This window comes from Kitasatospora sp. NPDC008115, from assembly GCF_042957205.1.
GTDB lineage: Bacteria > Actinomycetota > Actinomycetes > Streptomycetales > Streptomycetaceae > Kitasatospora.
In genome coordinates this window covers 283,172-298,293 of sequence record NZ_JBIBHU010000006.1, presented here as the reverse complement: position 1 = coordinate 298,293, position 15,122 = coordinate 283,172, and the positions used below count along the sequence as shown (strand labels likewise).

General features: G+C 70.7%; 11 protein-coding genes and 1 pseudogene. All 12 read right to left on the bottom strand.

From position 1 onward, the window contains the following. Position 1: 1 nt before the first annotated feature. The 12 genes and pseudogenes from ACFZBX_RS10865 to ACFZBX_RS10810 all read right to left on the bottom strand — a co-directional run bounded on the left by ACFZBX_RS10865 (position 2) and on the right by ACFZBX_RS10810 (position 14,812). Complete coding sequence (locus tag ACFZBX_RS10865) at positions 2-2,527, bottom strand: DUF6603 domain-containing protein (protein ID WP_391532979.1); 2,526 nt, start codon at positions 2,525-2,527, stop codon at positions 2-4. Next, the gene (locus ACFZBX_RS10860; protein WP_391532977.1) at positions 2,524-4,623 is read right to left on the bottom strand and encodes a hypothetical protein; all 2,100 of its coding nucleotides are present in this window, start codon (positions 4,621-4,623) and stop codon (positions 2,524-2,526) included. Before ACFZBX_RS10860 ends, ACFZBX_RS10865 begins: the two co-directional genes overlap by 4 nt. Positions 4,624-4,665: 42 nt before the next feature. Further along, the gene (locus tag ACFZBX_RS10855; protein WP_391532975.1) at positions 4,666-5,028 is read right to left on the bottom strand and encodes a hypothetical protein; all 363 of its coding nucleotides are present in this window, start codon (positions 5,026-5,028) and stop codon (positions 4,666-4,668) included. Between the two features lie 55 nt (positions 5,029-5,083). Further along, complete coding sequence (locus ACFZBX_RS10850) at positions 5,084-6,760, bottom strand: hypothetical protein (protein ID WP_391532973.1); 1,677 nt, start codon at positions 6,758-6,760, stop codon at positions 5,084-5,086. 335 nt (positions 6,761-7,095) lie between these two features. Next, complete coding sequence (locus ACFZBX_RS10845; protein WP_391532971.1) at positions 7,096-7,788, bottom strand: hypothetical protein; 693 nt, start codon at positions 7,786-7,788, stop codon at positions 7,096-7,098. A 51-nt stretch (positions 7,789-7,839) separates the two neighbouring features. Continuing rightward, positions 7,840-8,403, bottom strand: a complete 564-nt coding sequence (locus tag ACFZBX_RS10840; protein ID WP_391532969.1) for a hypothetical protein — start codon at positions 8,401-8,403, stop codon at positions 7,840-7,842. Positions 8,404-8,992: 589 nt separating this feature from the next. After that, positions 8,993-9,376 carry a hypothetical protein gene (locus ACFZBX_RS10835; RefSeq protein WP_391532967.1) on the bottom strand — a complete coding sequence of 128 codons (384 nt, stop codon included), beginning with the start codon at positions 9,374-9,376 and terminating at the stop codon, positions 8,993-8,995. Between the two features lie 149 nt (positions 9,377-9,525). Then, a complete protein-coding gene (locus tag ACFZBX_RS10830) occupies positions 9,526-9,861 on the bottom strand; it encodes a hypothetical protein (protein ID WP_391532965.1) in 336 nt (111 codons plus the stop codon). Positions 9,862-10,354: 493 nt separating this feature from the next. After that, on the bottom strand, positions 10,355-11,311 hold the full coding sequence (locus ACFZBX_RS10825; RefSeq protein WP_391532963.1) for an LLM class F420-dependent oxidoreductase: 957 nt from the start codon (positions 11,309-11,311) through the stop codon (positions 10,355-10,357). A 77-nt stretch (positions 11,312-11,388) separates the two neighbouring features. Further along, positions 11,389-11,841, bottom strand: a pseudogene (locus tag ACFZBX_RS10820) (glycoside hydrolase family 15 protein); the annotation flags it as partial. A gap of 196 nt (positions 11,842-12,037) precedes the next feature. Continuing rightward, positions 12,038-13,825, bottom strand: a complete 1,788-nt coding sequence (locus ACFZBX_RS10815; RefSeq protein WP_391532961.1) for a thiamine pyrophosphate-requiring protein — start codon at positions 13,823-13,825, stop codon at positions 12,038-12,040. Positions 13,826-14,353: 528 nt separating this feature from the next. Further along, positions 14,354-14,812 (bottom strand): SRPBCC family protein, encoded by a 459-nt coding sequence (locus tag ACFZBX_RS10810; protein ID WP_391532959.1) that lies wholly within the window; start codon positions 14,810-14,812, stop codon positions 14,354-14,356. Positions 14,813-15,122 lie beyond the last annotated feature (310 nt).

Below are 15,122 nucleotides of genomic sequence, written 5' to 3'. Positions count from 1 at the left end.
GTCAGGAGGTCCCTTCCACCAGCCGGGGGACGGCGTCGAGGTAGTCCGCGCCGTGCCCGGCGAATGTGGACAGGTCACTTTCGGCGGGCAGTGCGAGGCCCGGGATGCCACGGGCGGCGAGGTCGGCGGCGACCGCGGTGCGGCGGGCGACCGTCGCGGCTGCGGTGATGTCCTGGGTGATCATTGCGAACTCGACCGTTCCCGCCGCCGGATCGAACCGGCCGGGTGCCGGCTCGTTGGTGACCGCCAGGGTGAACGGCTTGGTCTGCCACGCCTTGTCGGGGAAGAGCGTCTTGGCACTCTGCTCCTGCGCCGGGGAGGTCACCGTCACACCGGTGGCGTAGCCGTCGACCGGCTTCGGACTGTCCAGGTCCTGCGGGGCCGTCGACCAGAGGGCGCCCGGCACGCCGACGCGCGTGGTGGCGGCGGTCCATGACTCGTCGGTGTTCTGATCGTTGACCGGGACCTGGACGTCCTGGCCGTTCTCGCCGCGGCGGGTCAGCGTGACCGCCAGGTGGGAGGTGTAGCCGGGGGCAGCGGAACCGGTACCCTCCACGGGGCGGATGTGCAGTTTGTCCGTCAGTCCGCCGCCCGGATCCGTGGTGTTGACGGTGACCGCGGTCGCCGGGACGGCGGTGTCCACGGCGAAGCGGAACGTACCGCGTCCGGTCGACCACACCGCGGCCGGGGCGTTGGCGTCCGCGTCGGCGAGGGCGGGAAGCAGCCCCTCCAGCGGCGCGAGGTGGACGACCTTACCGTCGCCCGCCGAGCCGTCGCCTCCGCCGGGCAGCAGCCTTCGGCGGAACTCCGTCGCGCTGAGCAGTTGATCGGCCCCGCTGACGCGGTCGGCGCCGAATTCGATGGGGACCGACGTGACGAGGACCTTGAAGCCGGCCGAGCCTCCGACCGGCGGCCCCCACACCCGGCCGTCCGCCGACAGCTCCCCTCCGACACCCCAGATCGAGCCGCGGATCGTCCCTCCCCAGTCCACGTCGAAGTACAACGGGTCCCACTGGATCAGCGCGTCCGCGTAGACGGTGGCGTCCGCCTTCGCCGGGCCCCACTCGCCGTGCAGGGACGCGTTCAACCCGGCCATGAACGCGTGCGGCGTCAGCGCCGCGTAGCACCCGCCCCGCGCGTAGACGCTGCTGCTGATGTTCCAGTCGAAGCCGAGCCGCTCCACAGCCGGGTAGTGCCCGGGCCTGTCGAAACGGGGGTGGTAACCGCCGACGGTGACCACGAAGTCCCCCGGGTGGGCGCTGCCTGCGAACCACAACCTCGCCGCGAGTCCCCCGTGCAGCCGGCAGTTGCGGTCCAGGACGAACGAGCCGTCCGCCACCGCCGCGTCAAGCTCCAGCGTGTCGGTGCTGCGCCGGTATTCCGCGCGCACGTCCACCGCGAGCGTGGCCCACGGGCTGGTGCCCTCCTTCGGGAACCGGGCCTGCGCCCGCCCGTACAGGCCGACCACGAAGTCGTCCCCGAACTCGGCGATCGCCACCGCCGAGACGTCCACCAGCTCGTACACCAGCGCCCGAAACCCGGCCGCCAGCCACACCCCGCCCTCGGAGGGGCTGACCCAGGCCGGCTTCCCGCTGTCGCCGTGCAGCAGGTCACCCAGCACCTTCAGCGGGTCCGTGGGCGGCTGCGCGTCCAGCATCTGCAGGAACGGGAACGATCCGACCTCGCTGATCCTCGGGGTGCGCACCACGGAGTGGTAGCCGAAGCCCGCGGCCAGCGCCTGCAGCCGGAACACCGGCGGTCCCACCGACTTCTTCCCCAGGTCCAGCACCCCGAAGAGGAACAGCGACGGCTGCGCCGACTTCTCGGGCTGCGCGTAGAAGCCCAGCGCGGTGACACTGAGCGTCGGCAGGCCCACCACCGCGATCCCGCCCACCGCCAGCGTGTAGCCGGGGACGTCCTGGCGCACGAACTCGGCCGCCACCGTCACCGGCGGCCGCTTCAGCCCCAGCCCCAGCCCGTCCAGGTGGAACACCGGCGCCGGCGGCTCCTTCAGCGCGACGTCCACTCCCGCCCCCTTGACCGCCAACTCCAGCCCTCCGGCGCTCACCGACGCGTCGACCACCAGCAGCACCCGGTTGTCCGCGTAGCCCACCCCCAGCCGCTCCAGGCGCACCGGCCCCACCTCCCGGCCCGCCGACCACCACGCCACCGCGGAGGTGTTCACACCTCCCGGCCCGGGTGGTGCCGGCTGCCTCTTGGCGGACCCCAGGGGCACCTGGAACGTGTGCCGCAGGTCGGCGACCTGCGCGTCCAGCGCCAGGAAGGCACCCGCCTGCCCGTTCTGCGGCAGCGCCCCCGCGCACGGCCCCAGCAGTGCCGCCAGGCGGGCGCGCTGATCGGCTGTCGGGTCGGTGGAGAGGTAGCCCAGGCGCACCTCCGAGATCCCCGCCCGTGCCACATCGGGCATCAGCGTGTCCACCACCGGAAGCGTCAGCGACAGGTCGGCCGGCTCCGCCGTCGCCACCAGCGCCCATACCCGACCCGACCCGCCCGGCCCTCTGTTCACTCCAACACCTTCCGGCTCAGCAGCGACGGCACGTCAGGCCCCTTGATCCCGTCGCCGTCGATGACGGTGCTGTTCTTCACGCCGCCGTGCAGCGGCGTGACTGGCCAGTTGATGTTGTGGCCGCCGACGCCGTAGACCGCATTCGGGGTGACATAGCAGCGCTTGTCCTCGGCCGCCCAGAAATCCTCAATGAACACTCCCCGGCCGAGCTTCTTCCAGTCCCATCCGGGCTTTAGTTGCAAATCTCTGCTGACTGTCCCGTCCGCCTCTCCGACTGCGACGCTGCGTTCGTCGATGATATGGAAAAACTGAATGGATCGGGCATCGGAGACTTTCTTCGAAACTTTACCTGCGACGACCTTGGCCATGTGGCAGCCGTCCCGGTCCCGCCAGTAGACAACCGAGTAGACATCGCGGTAGGCGGCTGCGACTTCCGCACGGGAGGTGGCCGGGTTGAACGGATGCACCGGGAAGGGCGGATAGTCCGGAGTGTACGAATGATCCGTGTCCAGCCAATCGTGGAGCTCTAGCTGTCCGTCCTTCAAAGCGGCCGCGTAGATTTCGCGAAAGGAATACTTGGGGTGCTCGTCCGTTCTGGTGTCCAGAGCGGAGTAGAGGTAGACGAAGGCCGACCTCTTGACCAGGTCGTCCGGGTAGCCGGTTCTCACGTTCCAGGCGCCTTCTTCGCCGCCCACGAAGAGGCCGTAGACCTCGTTGCTGGGGAAGTTCTGCTCGTCCAGGTCCTGTGAATCAACCCCATAGAAGAAGTGTTTGAGCCCCTGCACCGCATGAGTGGCGGTGGTCTTCATGTCGATTTCGGTGATCTCGTCGCGGCCGCTCAGCACCGCGAAGCAATCGGGCCGGAGCCTGCGTTGGACGGTGGGGAATTCGGCTGGGGGGAGGGCGGCTGCGAGAGCGCTGTCGAAGTCCTGCGGGGGCAGGGCCCGGTCACTGTTCCCTCCCTTCCAGGTGACGTCCAGAACGAGGGCGGCCGACCGCCACAACTGGGCGACCTTGGTGTCCTGGGCCGTGAGGGTGAGGGTGGATCCCGCCGGGGCGAAGAAGGTCACGGGCTTCCCCGCCGACGCCGTGTCCTGCCCTGTCGGCTTGGTGGCGTGCGCGCCGCCGGTGGTGCGGCGGACGAAGGTGTGGGTGATGGCGCCGTTGGTCAGAGTGATCTGCACGTCGTGGGGGCCGGTCACCCCGGGGTCGGTCAGGACTGGCAGCAGGCGCAGGACGCGGTAGTGGGTGGCGAAGCTGATCGTGTAGTAGCCGTCCGCCGGGGCGGGGAACACGAGGGGCTTCTGCGTCGGGTCGAGCACGTAGTGGTGCACCGGCGTCGTCGATACGGTCGGGACGGTGAGTTTCCCGGTGATGGTGAGGTCGGTGAACGTCCCGTCCGACGACAAGACTTCCACCGTGGTCTCCCGCGAGTGGGACGTGCCGGTGCTCTTGTCCACTGCGGTGAGGACGAAGGTGGTTGGTTTCCTCAGATGGGGAACGACCGCCCTGCGGGCATCCGCCCCCAGGCACATCAACTCCTTGTCCCACTTGAGTGTGAAGCCCTGCGATGTGTCGATGTCGCGGGCCTTCCAGGACAGTCGTGCGGGCGTGTTGTAGGCGACCCGGCCAGCGGCGGGCGCCAGGTCGTCGAAGAAGAAGCCGGGCTTCTCCTTCACGACTGGGCGCGCCACCTTCTGCTGCGTCTCGCCGTGGAAGGCGGTGACCTCGATGGAGGCCGACCCCTCGGTGTTGTTCAGGCGCACCTTGGCCAGGGTCAGCCGCAGGCGTTCGGTGGCCGCCTTGCCTTGCGTCGGCGTCAGCGTGACCGTGTATCGGTCCGAGGCGATGTCCGGTGCCGAGGCCTGCCAGGCGTCGTCATCGACGCCGACCTGGGGGGCGATCGATCGGGCGGTGTCCTGATCGGGCACGAGGTCGCTCGGGCCCGCCCCGATCGTCAGCGATACCGTGATCTTGCTCAACTGCTGGAGGAGGGTGAGGTTCAGATCGATCTCCGCCAAGGACGAGGCCGTGGCGGTGGAGGCTGTCACCTCCGGAGGGATGGTGGTCAGCGCGTACTGAATGAGGTCGGGCACGACGGGCTCCTGCGGCGAGGCAGACGGGGCGGGTGATGGGTGTCACTTGCCGTCGGACGGCGACATTGTGAGACGTGAGACGGTCAGACGCCGGAATACCCGGTCGGCGTCGTCGACCAGGACGGTGGTCGTCAGCCTCACGGGGTCCTTGCCGCCGGTGGGGGTGGCGACGAGCAGGAAGGTGGTTGCCGCGGTCAACGGGCCGGTCTCGAACAGCCTCAGGTCGGGGTCGAGCACGATGGCCGGTGACAAGGGGAAGTCCGGTGTGTTGCTGTGGCACAGCAATTCCAGGCTCGCCAGGGCCGCCGGATCCGAGGTCGTCCAGGACAGCGTGGCGCTGTCCTCGCGGCTCACCGTCGTCTTGGAGGCGTTGAAGTCACTGATGAGGGAGTCCTTGTCGTTCACAGGAGGATCCGTCCTGGTGGGGGTCGGCGGTGTCCGTTGCGGTCTCACCCGCCGGTCAAGGGGTGATGTGGAACTGCGGGGTGCTGACGGCCACCTGCATGTAGGCGTTGAGGGTCGTGCCGGTCCACTTCCTCCAGCTTTCGGCCGGCTGGACCGACAGGGTCGCGCCGGCGGGCACCAGCACCGCGACCGGGGAGTTCTCGCCGTTCAGGAGCAGTTCGTCCTTCAGTTCGCTGCCGCCCTCGTTCGGGGTGATCACGACGTCCAGTGCGGGTGGGACCTTGCCCGCGGTCAGGCCATCGGCGTCGGTGACCGCGACCAGGGCCCACCGGTCGCCCGCCTTCTCCGGGTCCGTGAGGTCCAGGGGCGCGCCCTTCTGGTCGTTGGTGCGGTAGCTGACGCTCGTCGCCGACCGGTACCCGGCGTCGGGGAAGGACACGGACTCCAGGACCGTGACGTCGTGCAGGGTCACACTCGGGTCCGCGACCTCGACGATCGTCTGGTGACGATGGGAGAGCGTGGCGTCCGCGAACGCTTCGAGGGTGTAGCCGCAGGTCCTGGTCAGCTTTCCGGTGGACATCTCGGGGTCCCCCTTGGCCGGGGGGTTGCCCACGTCCTTGTCGTCGCTGGAAAGGACGAAGTGGTCGACGTTCTCGGCGGACCACATCAGCTTCGTCTGCTGGCCGTTCGCGACTTGGGGGACCTCCGGCGCCAGATAGTCGAAGAAGAACCGGGCCGGGTGCTTGGCCAGCACCGCCGTCCCCGAGCGCTGCTGGTCCTTGGGTTTTCGGGCGGTGGCGCTCGTCTCGGTGACCTGGACCGTGGCCGAGCCGGGTGTGCGACTGATTTTCACGTCCGGCAGGCTGAAGCGCGCCGCGTGCCCGCCGGAAGCCGTGATCGGGGGGATGGCGATGCGCGTCGCCTTTGTGCGGAAGGCGTAGGTCTCGTCTCCCGCCGTCGTGTCGTGCTTCCAGTCCTTCGGCAGCACCACCTTGTCGAGAGTCGGCAGGTCGCCCTTTTGGGAGCACACGGCGCTCTCGCCCTCGCCCGGCCTCACCGTCAGCGCGATCCGATCGCAGTACACGGTCGACGCTCCGTTGTTGCTGACCGTGAACTCCACGGCCGCGACACTCCCCGCGTTCACCGGCAGGTTGTCCTGGCCCGTGAGGGAGAATGTCAGCAGCGCCGGCTCGGAGCCGGTGTCGCCCGGGTCCCAGCCCGGCGGGTCCAGGCTCGTGCCGGACGATTCGCTTCCCCCTCTTCTGACGGTCAACCGGCGCACCTCGCCCCTCTCGCCGTCGTGCCGCACCAGAACCTCGGCCTCGCCACCGGTCCCGCCGGCGCTGTCGATCTCCACCCCCGATACGGTGAACGTCACCTCCTCGCCCGCCGGGAGGGGACTCCCGGAACTGATGAGGCAGTCGACGGTGTCCTCCGACCCGAGCTGCCCGCCCGCGTCCGCCTCGCAGACGATGTCGTCCCTGTTCGCGGAGGTGACCTCGATCCTCATGCCCTCCGGGATCCCATGGCTGTCCGCTTCACCAGCCGGGCGGGCGAGCAGATAGGAGCCGTCCGGCCCGGCCTGCCCCTGGGGCCGGCGGGTGAGGCCCACCCGGGTGGACAGCGGCTTCGCCGCGGCGGACAGGTTGCGAATCCTGAAGTGGAACGTGCCGCCACCTCCCGGCGGCAGCGGGTCAGGGACGGTGGTAACGGAGATGCCCCAGTCAGCCATGCTCAGGCCTTCCGTGAACGAGGAGTCGGCGCCGACAGACGGTACGACGGCCGCACCTCGGGAGCGCGCCGCACGGCGCCTGCCAGGACTGCATCCACCAGATGATTCCGGTGCGAACCAAGTAAGGTCTATCCGCCACGAGCCGCCCGCCACGCCGGAGCCCGCACGGCTGACGTCCAACAGCCGTGGGACCTCACCCGGAAGCAGCAGAGCCACCTCTCACCGCTGGTGGCGCTGGCGGCGGCAGTGCCCCTCCCATGGGTGGAGGCCTGGACGGTGCGGCACGCCGCCGACTGCCCGCCCCGGGGCGGGACGTCGCAGGCCGTGGCGAGCGGCTACGCGGACACCGACGCGAACACGAAGGATGCGCCGGCGCCGCCCGCCTTGGCCGTGCCGTCAGCCCCGAGGCCGACGGTGGCCGCGCACACCAGCTCGCCGTCCTGCGGCCAGTACTGCAACCGCACCGACGACAGCATCACCTTGTCGAGGAGTTCCGCAGGCAGCTCGTCAGGCGGCTTCACCCCCAGGGCGTCGCACACGTTCGCGGCGGTCAGGCCTTCCCCCTCCGCCGCCTGCCATGTGACGCTCACTCCCCAGCCCCGGACGGTGTCCTGCTCGAAGGTTCCTTCCAGGGTCATGGCACTGTCGGTCCCGGTCAGCCGCAGCCGCGCGGACACCCGGGTGGCGTTGCCGACCGTGCTGTGGGTGACACCCAGGAACAGCTGGGCGGGAGTCTGCCCCAGCGTGAAGTCGATCACCGCTTCGAACGCGAACGTACGCTGCTGCGACGCCCCCTCGCCGGAGGTCTCGATGGTGACGCTGAGGAAGCCGATGGTGACGTCCTTCAGGATGTCGGGCAGGTCCTTCTGCCACTGGCTCTTCACCCAACCCGACAAGTCGGAGAAACGGACCTTCTCGGCGGTCCCGGACTGGCGGATGAATCCCTGCGTCTGGGAGGTCACCTTCAGCCTGACGGGTGTGTCGCCGATCTGCAGCTTCCCGTACGCTTCGGTCTTCGATCCAGGCATCTCAGGCCACCTTCGAGAGTGGTCCGGGGCCGCCCCGGAACCATCAGGGCGTCAGTAGGGGTGCTGCACGAAATGGCAATAGTGGTCGGGGGTGTACCACGCCTGATCGTGCTGCCGGTCATAGACAAACCGCTCCGTGCCCCTGTTGACCCATCGATCGGTGCGGTTCCACACCAGAACGTCGTACTCGTCGTAGTCGATCCCGGCGGGAAAGTACGGAGCGAAGTTCGTGATGGCCGCGCCCGCCGGTGTGGGGTTGCCGCAGTAGCCCGGCACGGGTCGGGTCTCATCGAAAGGCCCCTTGTAGGCGATCCACCATTGGCCCATGGCACCCGTACTCGGGTTGCGCCCGTTGAAGAAGAAGCGCGAGTAGAACGGCGCGGGGGCGGCGGGATCAGGCTCAGGCCATCCGTGTGCACCGCCGTTGGCATAGCGGAGCGGCGCCGGCGAGTGGTCCCAAGGGGGGCCGGCGACGCGCATGGCCGGTGTGACGGCACGCCACCAGTCAGCCAGGTCCGAGACGTCCGCAGGAGGGACGTATGCGAGGAAGGGCGCCGAGCGAACGTCTGGTGCCCGCAGCCCGGCCGCACGTGCGGCCGGCGTGAACGGCGTCACGGACCCCGCGCATGCCAGCACGACAGCAAGCGCCGCGATGCACAGCGATCTCCACCCACGTTCCCGGCACCGGGCCCGGTCATGCGGTTGGCGAGGCACCCATCCACCTCCACAGCACAGGGATCGGAACTACTGGCACCCGGGCGACGGCGTCCGCCCGAAACTCCCCAACCCGGACGATCGCATACGGAAGATTCTGGTTGTGCACTGTACTCGGCCGACCGCTGTACCACCTCCAGCCGCGCAGGCCAGGCACCGCCGCTCGCGCATCCACACGGGTGCAGTAGCGGCCGATCAGGGACGCCAACGAACACAGGCTGCCGGGATCCGGCTGCTCCCCGCGGCCCACGCGGTGCCATCGAGCTCGGCTACACCCGTCCAGTTGCCGGAGAGGGTCACCATGTGCCGGCGTGGCGAGCCTCCCGGACGTCACGACCCGCCCGGGCCATTGCCACCGGCTGCCCGTCACATTTTCGACCCGATCCCATGCCTGAGCGCGAAGAACCTCGGGCGCCCGCCTCGACAGGAGCCATCCGCCCCGGACGAGGTGTCCGGGCCCGCAACTGTCGGCAACGAAGCGTAACGAGTCTCATTGGCGGGTCATACGCGATGACAAGGAACAGGGAGCCGCCGGCCGTGCAGGCCGCTGCTCCGGTGCAGCGTTTGCCAGGGATTGAGACGGCGTCGACACCGCCGAGTCCCCGTACGGCAACGTCGGGCTGGTCACGATCGTCCCGGCTGCCGGGGCGGAGCCGGTCGTAGCGGTGACGGCGGCCGCGTAGCGGGCCACGCCCTTGGCCCCGCCCGGGGCAATGCCGGCGGCCAACCGCAGCCTGCGCGCCGCCAACGCCCCGCCGAGCGCGGCAACGCCTCCCACCAGCGACTCGACCGGGGACACAGAACTGATCAAGACCACCGTCGTCGCCACCAGCACGCCGAACCACACCGCGATCTCGCACGCCGCGCCGCGCACAGCCGCCCCTCCCATCGAAGGCCGCACCCCGTGGTCTGACCTCCTGTCATTCTTCGGCGACCCGCCATGCGGCCCTTGCCGGGCCGGTCGGCGCGCCGACCGGTCACCCGGACGCAGTACCGCCCCGCCGATCGCCTCGCCCTGTGGCGTCAGTGCACGGTCACGTGCGGGCGGACGCCGTCGCGGGAAGCGACTGGGCACGGTCCCGGCGTCGGGCTCGCCCTCAGCCGCCCGGCCATCCCCCGCACCCTGGCGACCGCGGTGGCCGTGCCTTGGGCGGCCTGCTGCTGGAGGCTGCGGGCGCGGGCCCGGTCGTCGAAGCGCCCGGGCGCCCCGAAGTCCTGCCCGGTGTCGACCGGCTCGAAGAGGTTGTCCGGACCACCGGCGCCCCGGCGTTCACCGCTCTGCTGCGAGTCGAAGCCGGTGCGGGCCAGGTAGCGGTCCAGCAGACCCGGGACGATCGCGTTCGCTACCAGGATGACCACGGTGCTGGAAAACCCAAGGCGCGGGCGGCGACCTCCGGCTGGTGGATCGGTGGCACCGGCTGCGCCCTCTCGGGCAGTCGGGAGCGGACCCGTCGAACTGCTGGGTGTTGACCGCCGGCATCTGCACCATCGTGGTGCGCACCCGGGTGCCTGAGACGAGCAGTTCGCAGCGCAGCGCTTCGTGCCAGCCCTGGATGGCGTGCTTGGCTCCGCTGTAGGCGCTCTGCAGCGGGATGCCGCGGTAGGCGATCGCCGAGCCGGCCCTACGGCGATCCGGTCGGGTCGCCGAACGCCTGCCAGGGCACTGCGACGCAGCCCGCACCGGCCACCACGGTGGCCGGCTCGTGTGGTGGCTCCAGCCGCCCCTGAACGTCACCCTCCATCTGGACACCGACGGGCCGCCCCGCCTCGCCCACCTCGACCACCCTTGACCGGGGCAGCCGGCCTGCACGGTGCCGGCGTCGCGGGCGCGACCGCGCGCACCGGTCGGGCGTCAGCTGCGCAACATGGGCAGGACGTGCTGCCGGTAGGCGTCGAAGAACGCCTCCTGGTCGGGCCCGATCTGGCCGACGTAGACCTCGTCGAAGCCCGCCTCGGCGTAGGCGCGCACGGTCTTCGCGTGCTCGTCCGCATCGTCGCCGCAGGTGACGGAATCGGAGATCATCTCGCGGGTGACGAGCCGGCCGGCCTGCTCGAAGTGGGACGGGGTGGGCAGGATCTGGGCGAGCTCGCCGGGCAACAGCTCGGTCGGCCACAGCCGGTGCACGGTGTCGACGGCCTTGTCCCGGTCCGTACTCCAGCACACCTTGACCCCGCCGATCACCGGTTTGCCGGCGCCGCCGCCGTCGCGGAAGGACTTGACGAGGTCGGTGTCGGGGGTCATGGTGACGAACCCGTCGCCGATCCGTCCGGCGAGCTCGGCAGCGCTCGGCCCGAACCCGGAGACGTAGATGGGCAGCGGCCCGGTCGGCGGGGTGTAGAGGCGGGCGTTGTCGACCGTGTAGTGCCGGCCGCGATGGGTGACCAGGCGGCCGGTGAACAGCTCGCGCATGACCTCGATCGCTTCCTCGAGCATGGCGGCGCGGGCGTCGAAGGAGGGCCACCGGTCGCCGTGGATGTGCTCGTTCAACGCCTCGCCGCTGCCCACCCCGAGGGTGAAGCGGCCACCGAGCAGCACGGAGGAGGTCGCGGCGGCCTGCGCGGTGACCGCGGGGTGCAGCCGCACGGTGGGGCAGGTGACCAGGGTGGTGACGGGCAGGTCGGTGGTCTGGGAGAGAGCGCCGATCATCGACCAGACGAACGGGCTGTTGCCCTGGGCGTCGTTCCACGGGTGGAAGTGGTCGGAGATCGCCAGGCGGGTGAACCCGGCCTGTTCGGCGCGCCGGGCCTGCTCGAGCAACTCGGCGGGGGTGAACTCCTCGCAGGACAGGAAGTAGCCGTACTCGGTCATCGTCTCGCGCTCCCTTGCTCGTCCATGGTGCGGGCTCCGTGCTGCGGCTACCCCGCAGCCGCCCCAGGACACCAGCCTCACCCGTGTGGCCCTGGCCCACGCGAGGGCACGACAACTCGTGGTGCGGCACCGCCCGCCTGGCCGATCGGCTCACCCCCGGCGCCGGTCAGTCGGGCGGCGGTCTCGAGCATGAGGGCGTGGACGAAGGCCTGGGGCGGGTTGCCGCGCAGCTGGCGCCGGGCGACGTCGAGCTCCTCCGCGTACAGGCCCGGCGGGCCGCAGGCGGCGCGGTTGCGGTCGAACCAGCGCAGTGCCTCGGCCTGGTTGCCCTGCTGGTGGTGGTGGGCGAGGGCGACGAGGAATCCGCAGAGCAGGAACGCGCCCTCCGCGTCCTGAAGGGGACGCTGGTCGTGGCGGAAGCGGTAGCAGTAGTGGTCCTCGCACAGATCGGCGAGCACGGCGTCCAGGGTGGCGCGGCTTCGCGGATCGTCGGCCGGGACGGCGCCGCGCAGGGCGGGCAGGAGCAGGATCTCGCCGAAGCCGTCGAGCTGGAACTGGCGGCTGACCGGTTGCCGACGACGATCGGGACCTGCCGGTAGTTGGAGCCGTCGGTGGCGTAGGCGCCGCGGCTGCCGGCGTCGAAGCGGACTTCAGCGTCGACCTCCCGCAACGCGCGCTCCAGGGCCGCGAGGTCGAGTTCCTCGCCCGTGTCCTGGCCGGCCACGGTCAGTTCCCGCCGCTGCCGGGCAGGAACTCCTGGACCTTCGCCTTCACCCCTTGCCGGACGACGGAACCCCGGTCGCTGTCGCCGTGCAGGACCGCTGCGGCGGCGGCCTTGATCTGGTCCCAGGTGGCGTGCGGCGGGATCGGCGGCACCGCCGGGTCGGTGCGGAAGTCGATGACGAACGGCCGGTCCGCGGCCAGTGCCCGGCTCCACGCCGGCCCGACGTCCTCGGGCCGCTCCACCCTCACGCCGTTGAGGCCGAACGAGCGGGCGATGTCGGCGTACGGGATGTCCGGGAGGCTCTGTGAGGGCTCGAACTGGGGGGCGCCCTGCATGGCGCGCATCTCCCAGGTGACCTGGTTGAGGTCGTGGTTGTTCAGCACCGCCACCACCAGGCGCGGGTCCGCCCACTCGCGGTAGTACTTGGCTGCGGTGATCAGCTCGGCGAGGCCGTTCATCTGCATCGCGCCGTCGCCGACGATCGCGATCGCCGGTCGGCCGGGGTGGGCGAACTTCGCGCCGATCACATACGGCACCCCCGGGCCCATGGTGGCCAGAGTGCCCGACAGCGAGCCGCGCATGGTGCCGCGCAACCGCAGGTGGCGGGCGTACCAGTTCGCCGCCGACCCGGAGTCGGCGGCGATGATCGCGTCTTCGGGCAGCAGCGCGTCCAGCGTGTGGACGACGTACTCCGGGTTGATCGGTTCCGCGCTGACCTCGGCGCGGCGCTGCATGACCTCCCACCAGCGGGCGGCGTTGTCCTCGATCGTCTTGCGCCACGCGCCGTCGCTCTTCGCCTTGAGCAGCGGGATCAGGCGGCGCAGGGTCTGGGCGGCGTCGCCGACGATGTTCGCCTCGAAGGGGTAGCGCAGCCCGATCATGGACGGGTCGAGGTCGATCTGCACCGCGCGGGCCTGGTCGAAGTCGGGCAGGAAGTTGCTGTAGGGGAAGCTGGAACCGACCACCAGCAGGGTGTCGCAGTCGCGCATCATCTCGTAGGAGGGCCGGGTGCCGAGCAGGCCGATCGAGCCGGTGACATAGGGCAGCGTGTCCGGGAGGGCGTCCTTGCCGAGCAGGGCCTTCGCAACGCCGGCGCCGAGCAGATCGGCGACCTGCTCGACCTCGGCGCGGGCGTGACGGGCGCCCTGGCCGATCAGCATCGCGACCTTCTCGCCCGCGTTGAGGATCTCCGCCGCCCGGGCGAGGTCCTCATCGGTGGGCACCGGCGCGTAGTGGGGGATGCCGAGGCTGGAGGGAACGTGCTTGAAGGCGTGCGCGGGCGGCTCGTAGTCCAACTCCTGCACGTCGGCGGGGATGACCAGCGCGGTCACGGTGCGCCGGGTGCCGGCGATGCGCATCGCCCGGTCCAAGACGTTCGGCAGCTGTTCGGGGACGGTGACCATCTCGCAGAACTCGGACGCCACGTCCTTGTACAGGGACAGCAGGTCGACTTCCTGCTGGTAGGAACCGCCCATCGCGGTGCGGTCGGTCTGCCCGACGACCGCCACCACCGGGACGTGGTCGAGCTTTGCGTCGTACAGGCCGTTCAGCAGGTGAATCGCGCCCGGGCCGGAGGTGGCGGCGCACACGGCGGTGCGGCCGGAGAACTTGGCGTAGCCGACGGCCTCGAAGGCGGCCATCTCCTCGTGCCGGGCCTGGATGAACCGTGGCTGGTCCTCGGCCCGGCCCCAGGCGGCGAGAAGCCCGTTGATGCCGTCGCCGGGGTAGGCGAAGACGTACTCGATCTCCCACTCGCGCAGTCGCTGCAACAGGTAGTCGGCAACCTTCATCGTCTGCTCCTCCTGGTCCCGGTGCTGGCCGTCGGACGCGGCGCGGGCGCTCGTCGGTGCTCGGCCAACCGCAGGCGGCGGCCCGAAACCCCGCTGTCGGCGGTGGCCGGACGCGGACAGGTGAATTCCCGGGCCATGGCGGCAGTATCGCGAAGGCTTGGGCTGTGGGCGGGCAGGCGTGCCCGAGGGCGCGTGACCAGTCGCCCGCCCGGGGCTCCCCCACGGACCGCATGCCGCAGGGGCGAGGGCACCGCGGCGGCAGCCCGCGCCGCTCGGCAAGGGCGCACAGCAACCCGAGATCGCCGCGGACCCCGTTCCGGGCCGGCCGGGAGCCGGGCGGCGGCACCGAGGACCGCACCGAATGGCCGGGGATCGAGCTGCCGGAGGAGGCCGAGGGCGCCCCGGGACCCCAGGACGCCGAGGGAGAGACCCCCGGGAACCGGCTGAGCCGCGGCGCAACGCCACGACGACGGCCCCGGCTCCCCCGCGAAGGGGAGCCGGGGCCGCTGCCGCGCGGACCGCCGCGGCTCAGCCCGGGGTGATGCGGCCGCGCCAGCCACCTTCCGCCCGGCCCCGTTCCTCCATGAAGTCCTTGAACCGCCGCAGGTCGCCCTTGACCCGCCGGTCGACCATGCCCAGGGCGGATCCGGCCTTCTCCGCCATCCCCTCGGGCTTGTAGTCGATGGCCAGGCTGACCCGGGTGTGCGCGTCGTCGATGCGCTGGAAACTGACGACGCCCTTCTGGTCGACGTCGCCGTCGACGGTCCGCCAGGCGATCCGCTCGTCCGGCAGCTGGTCGACAACCTCGGTGTCGAACTCACGGCTGACCCCGCCGATGCTGGTCCGCCAGTGATTGTGGCGGTCGTCCAGTTGGGTCACCGCGTCGACGCCCTCCATGAACCGGGGGAACTCCTCGAACAGCGTCCACTGGTTGTACGCGTCGTGCAGCGGCACGTCGACGTCAACCGACTCCTTGACCATGCTCATCCGGTGCCTCCCTGCGGGTCGCGGGCCGGGCCCGTCCCGGCCTCGACCGCGCGCCTGCCCGGCCCGGGCACTGGTAATCACCGGATCCCCTATGGGCCATGCGGGTGTCACCCGATGACCGACCGGCGCCGTCCAGGACGGAAGACCGTCCCTGCTCCAGAAGGCGGCCGGCAGGTTCTGGTGTGACCACGGGACTGACCCGGGCCGGCAGCATGGCCACGACCCGCACGGCTCCTGATGTGCGGCCGTCCGGGCCGGCGGCCTCCGACACGCGGTGACCGGTCGCACCGGCGCTACGTGGCTGCCCTGC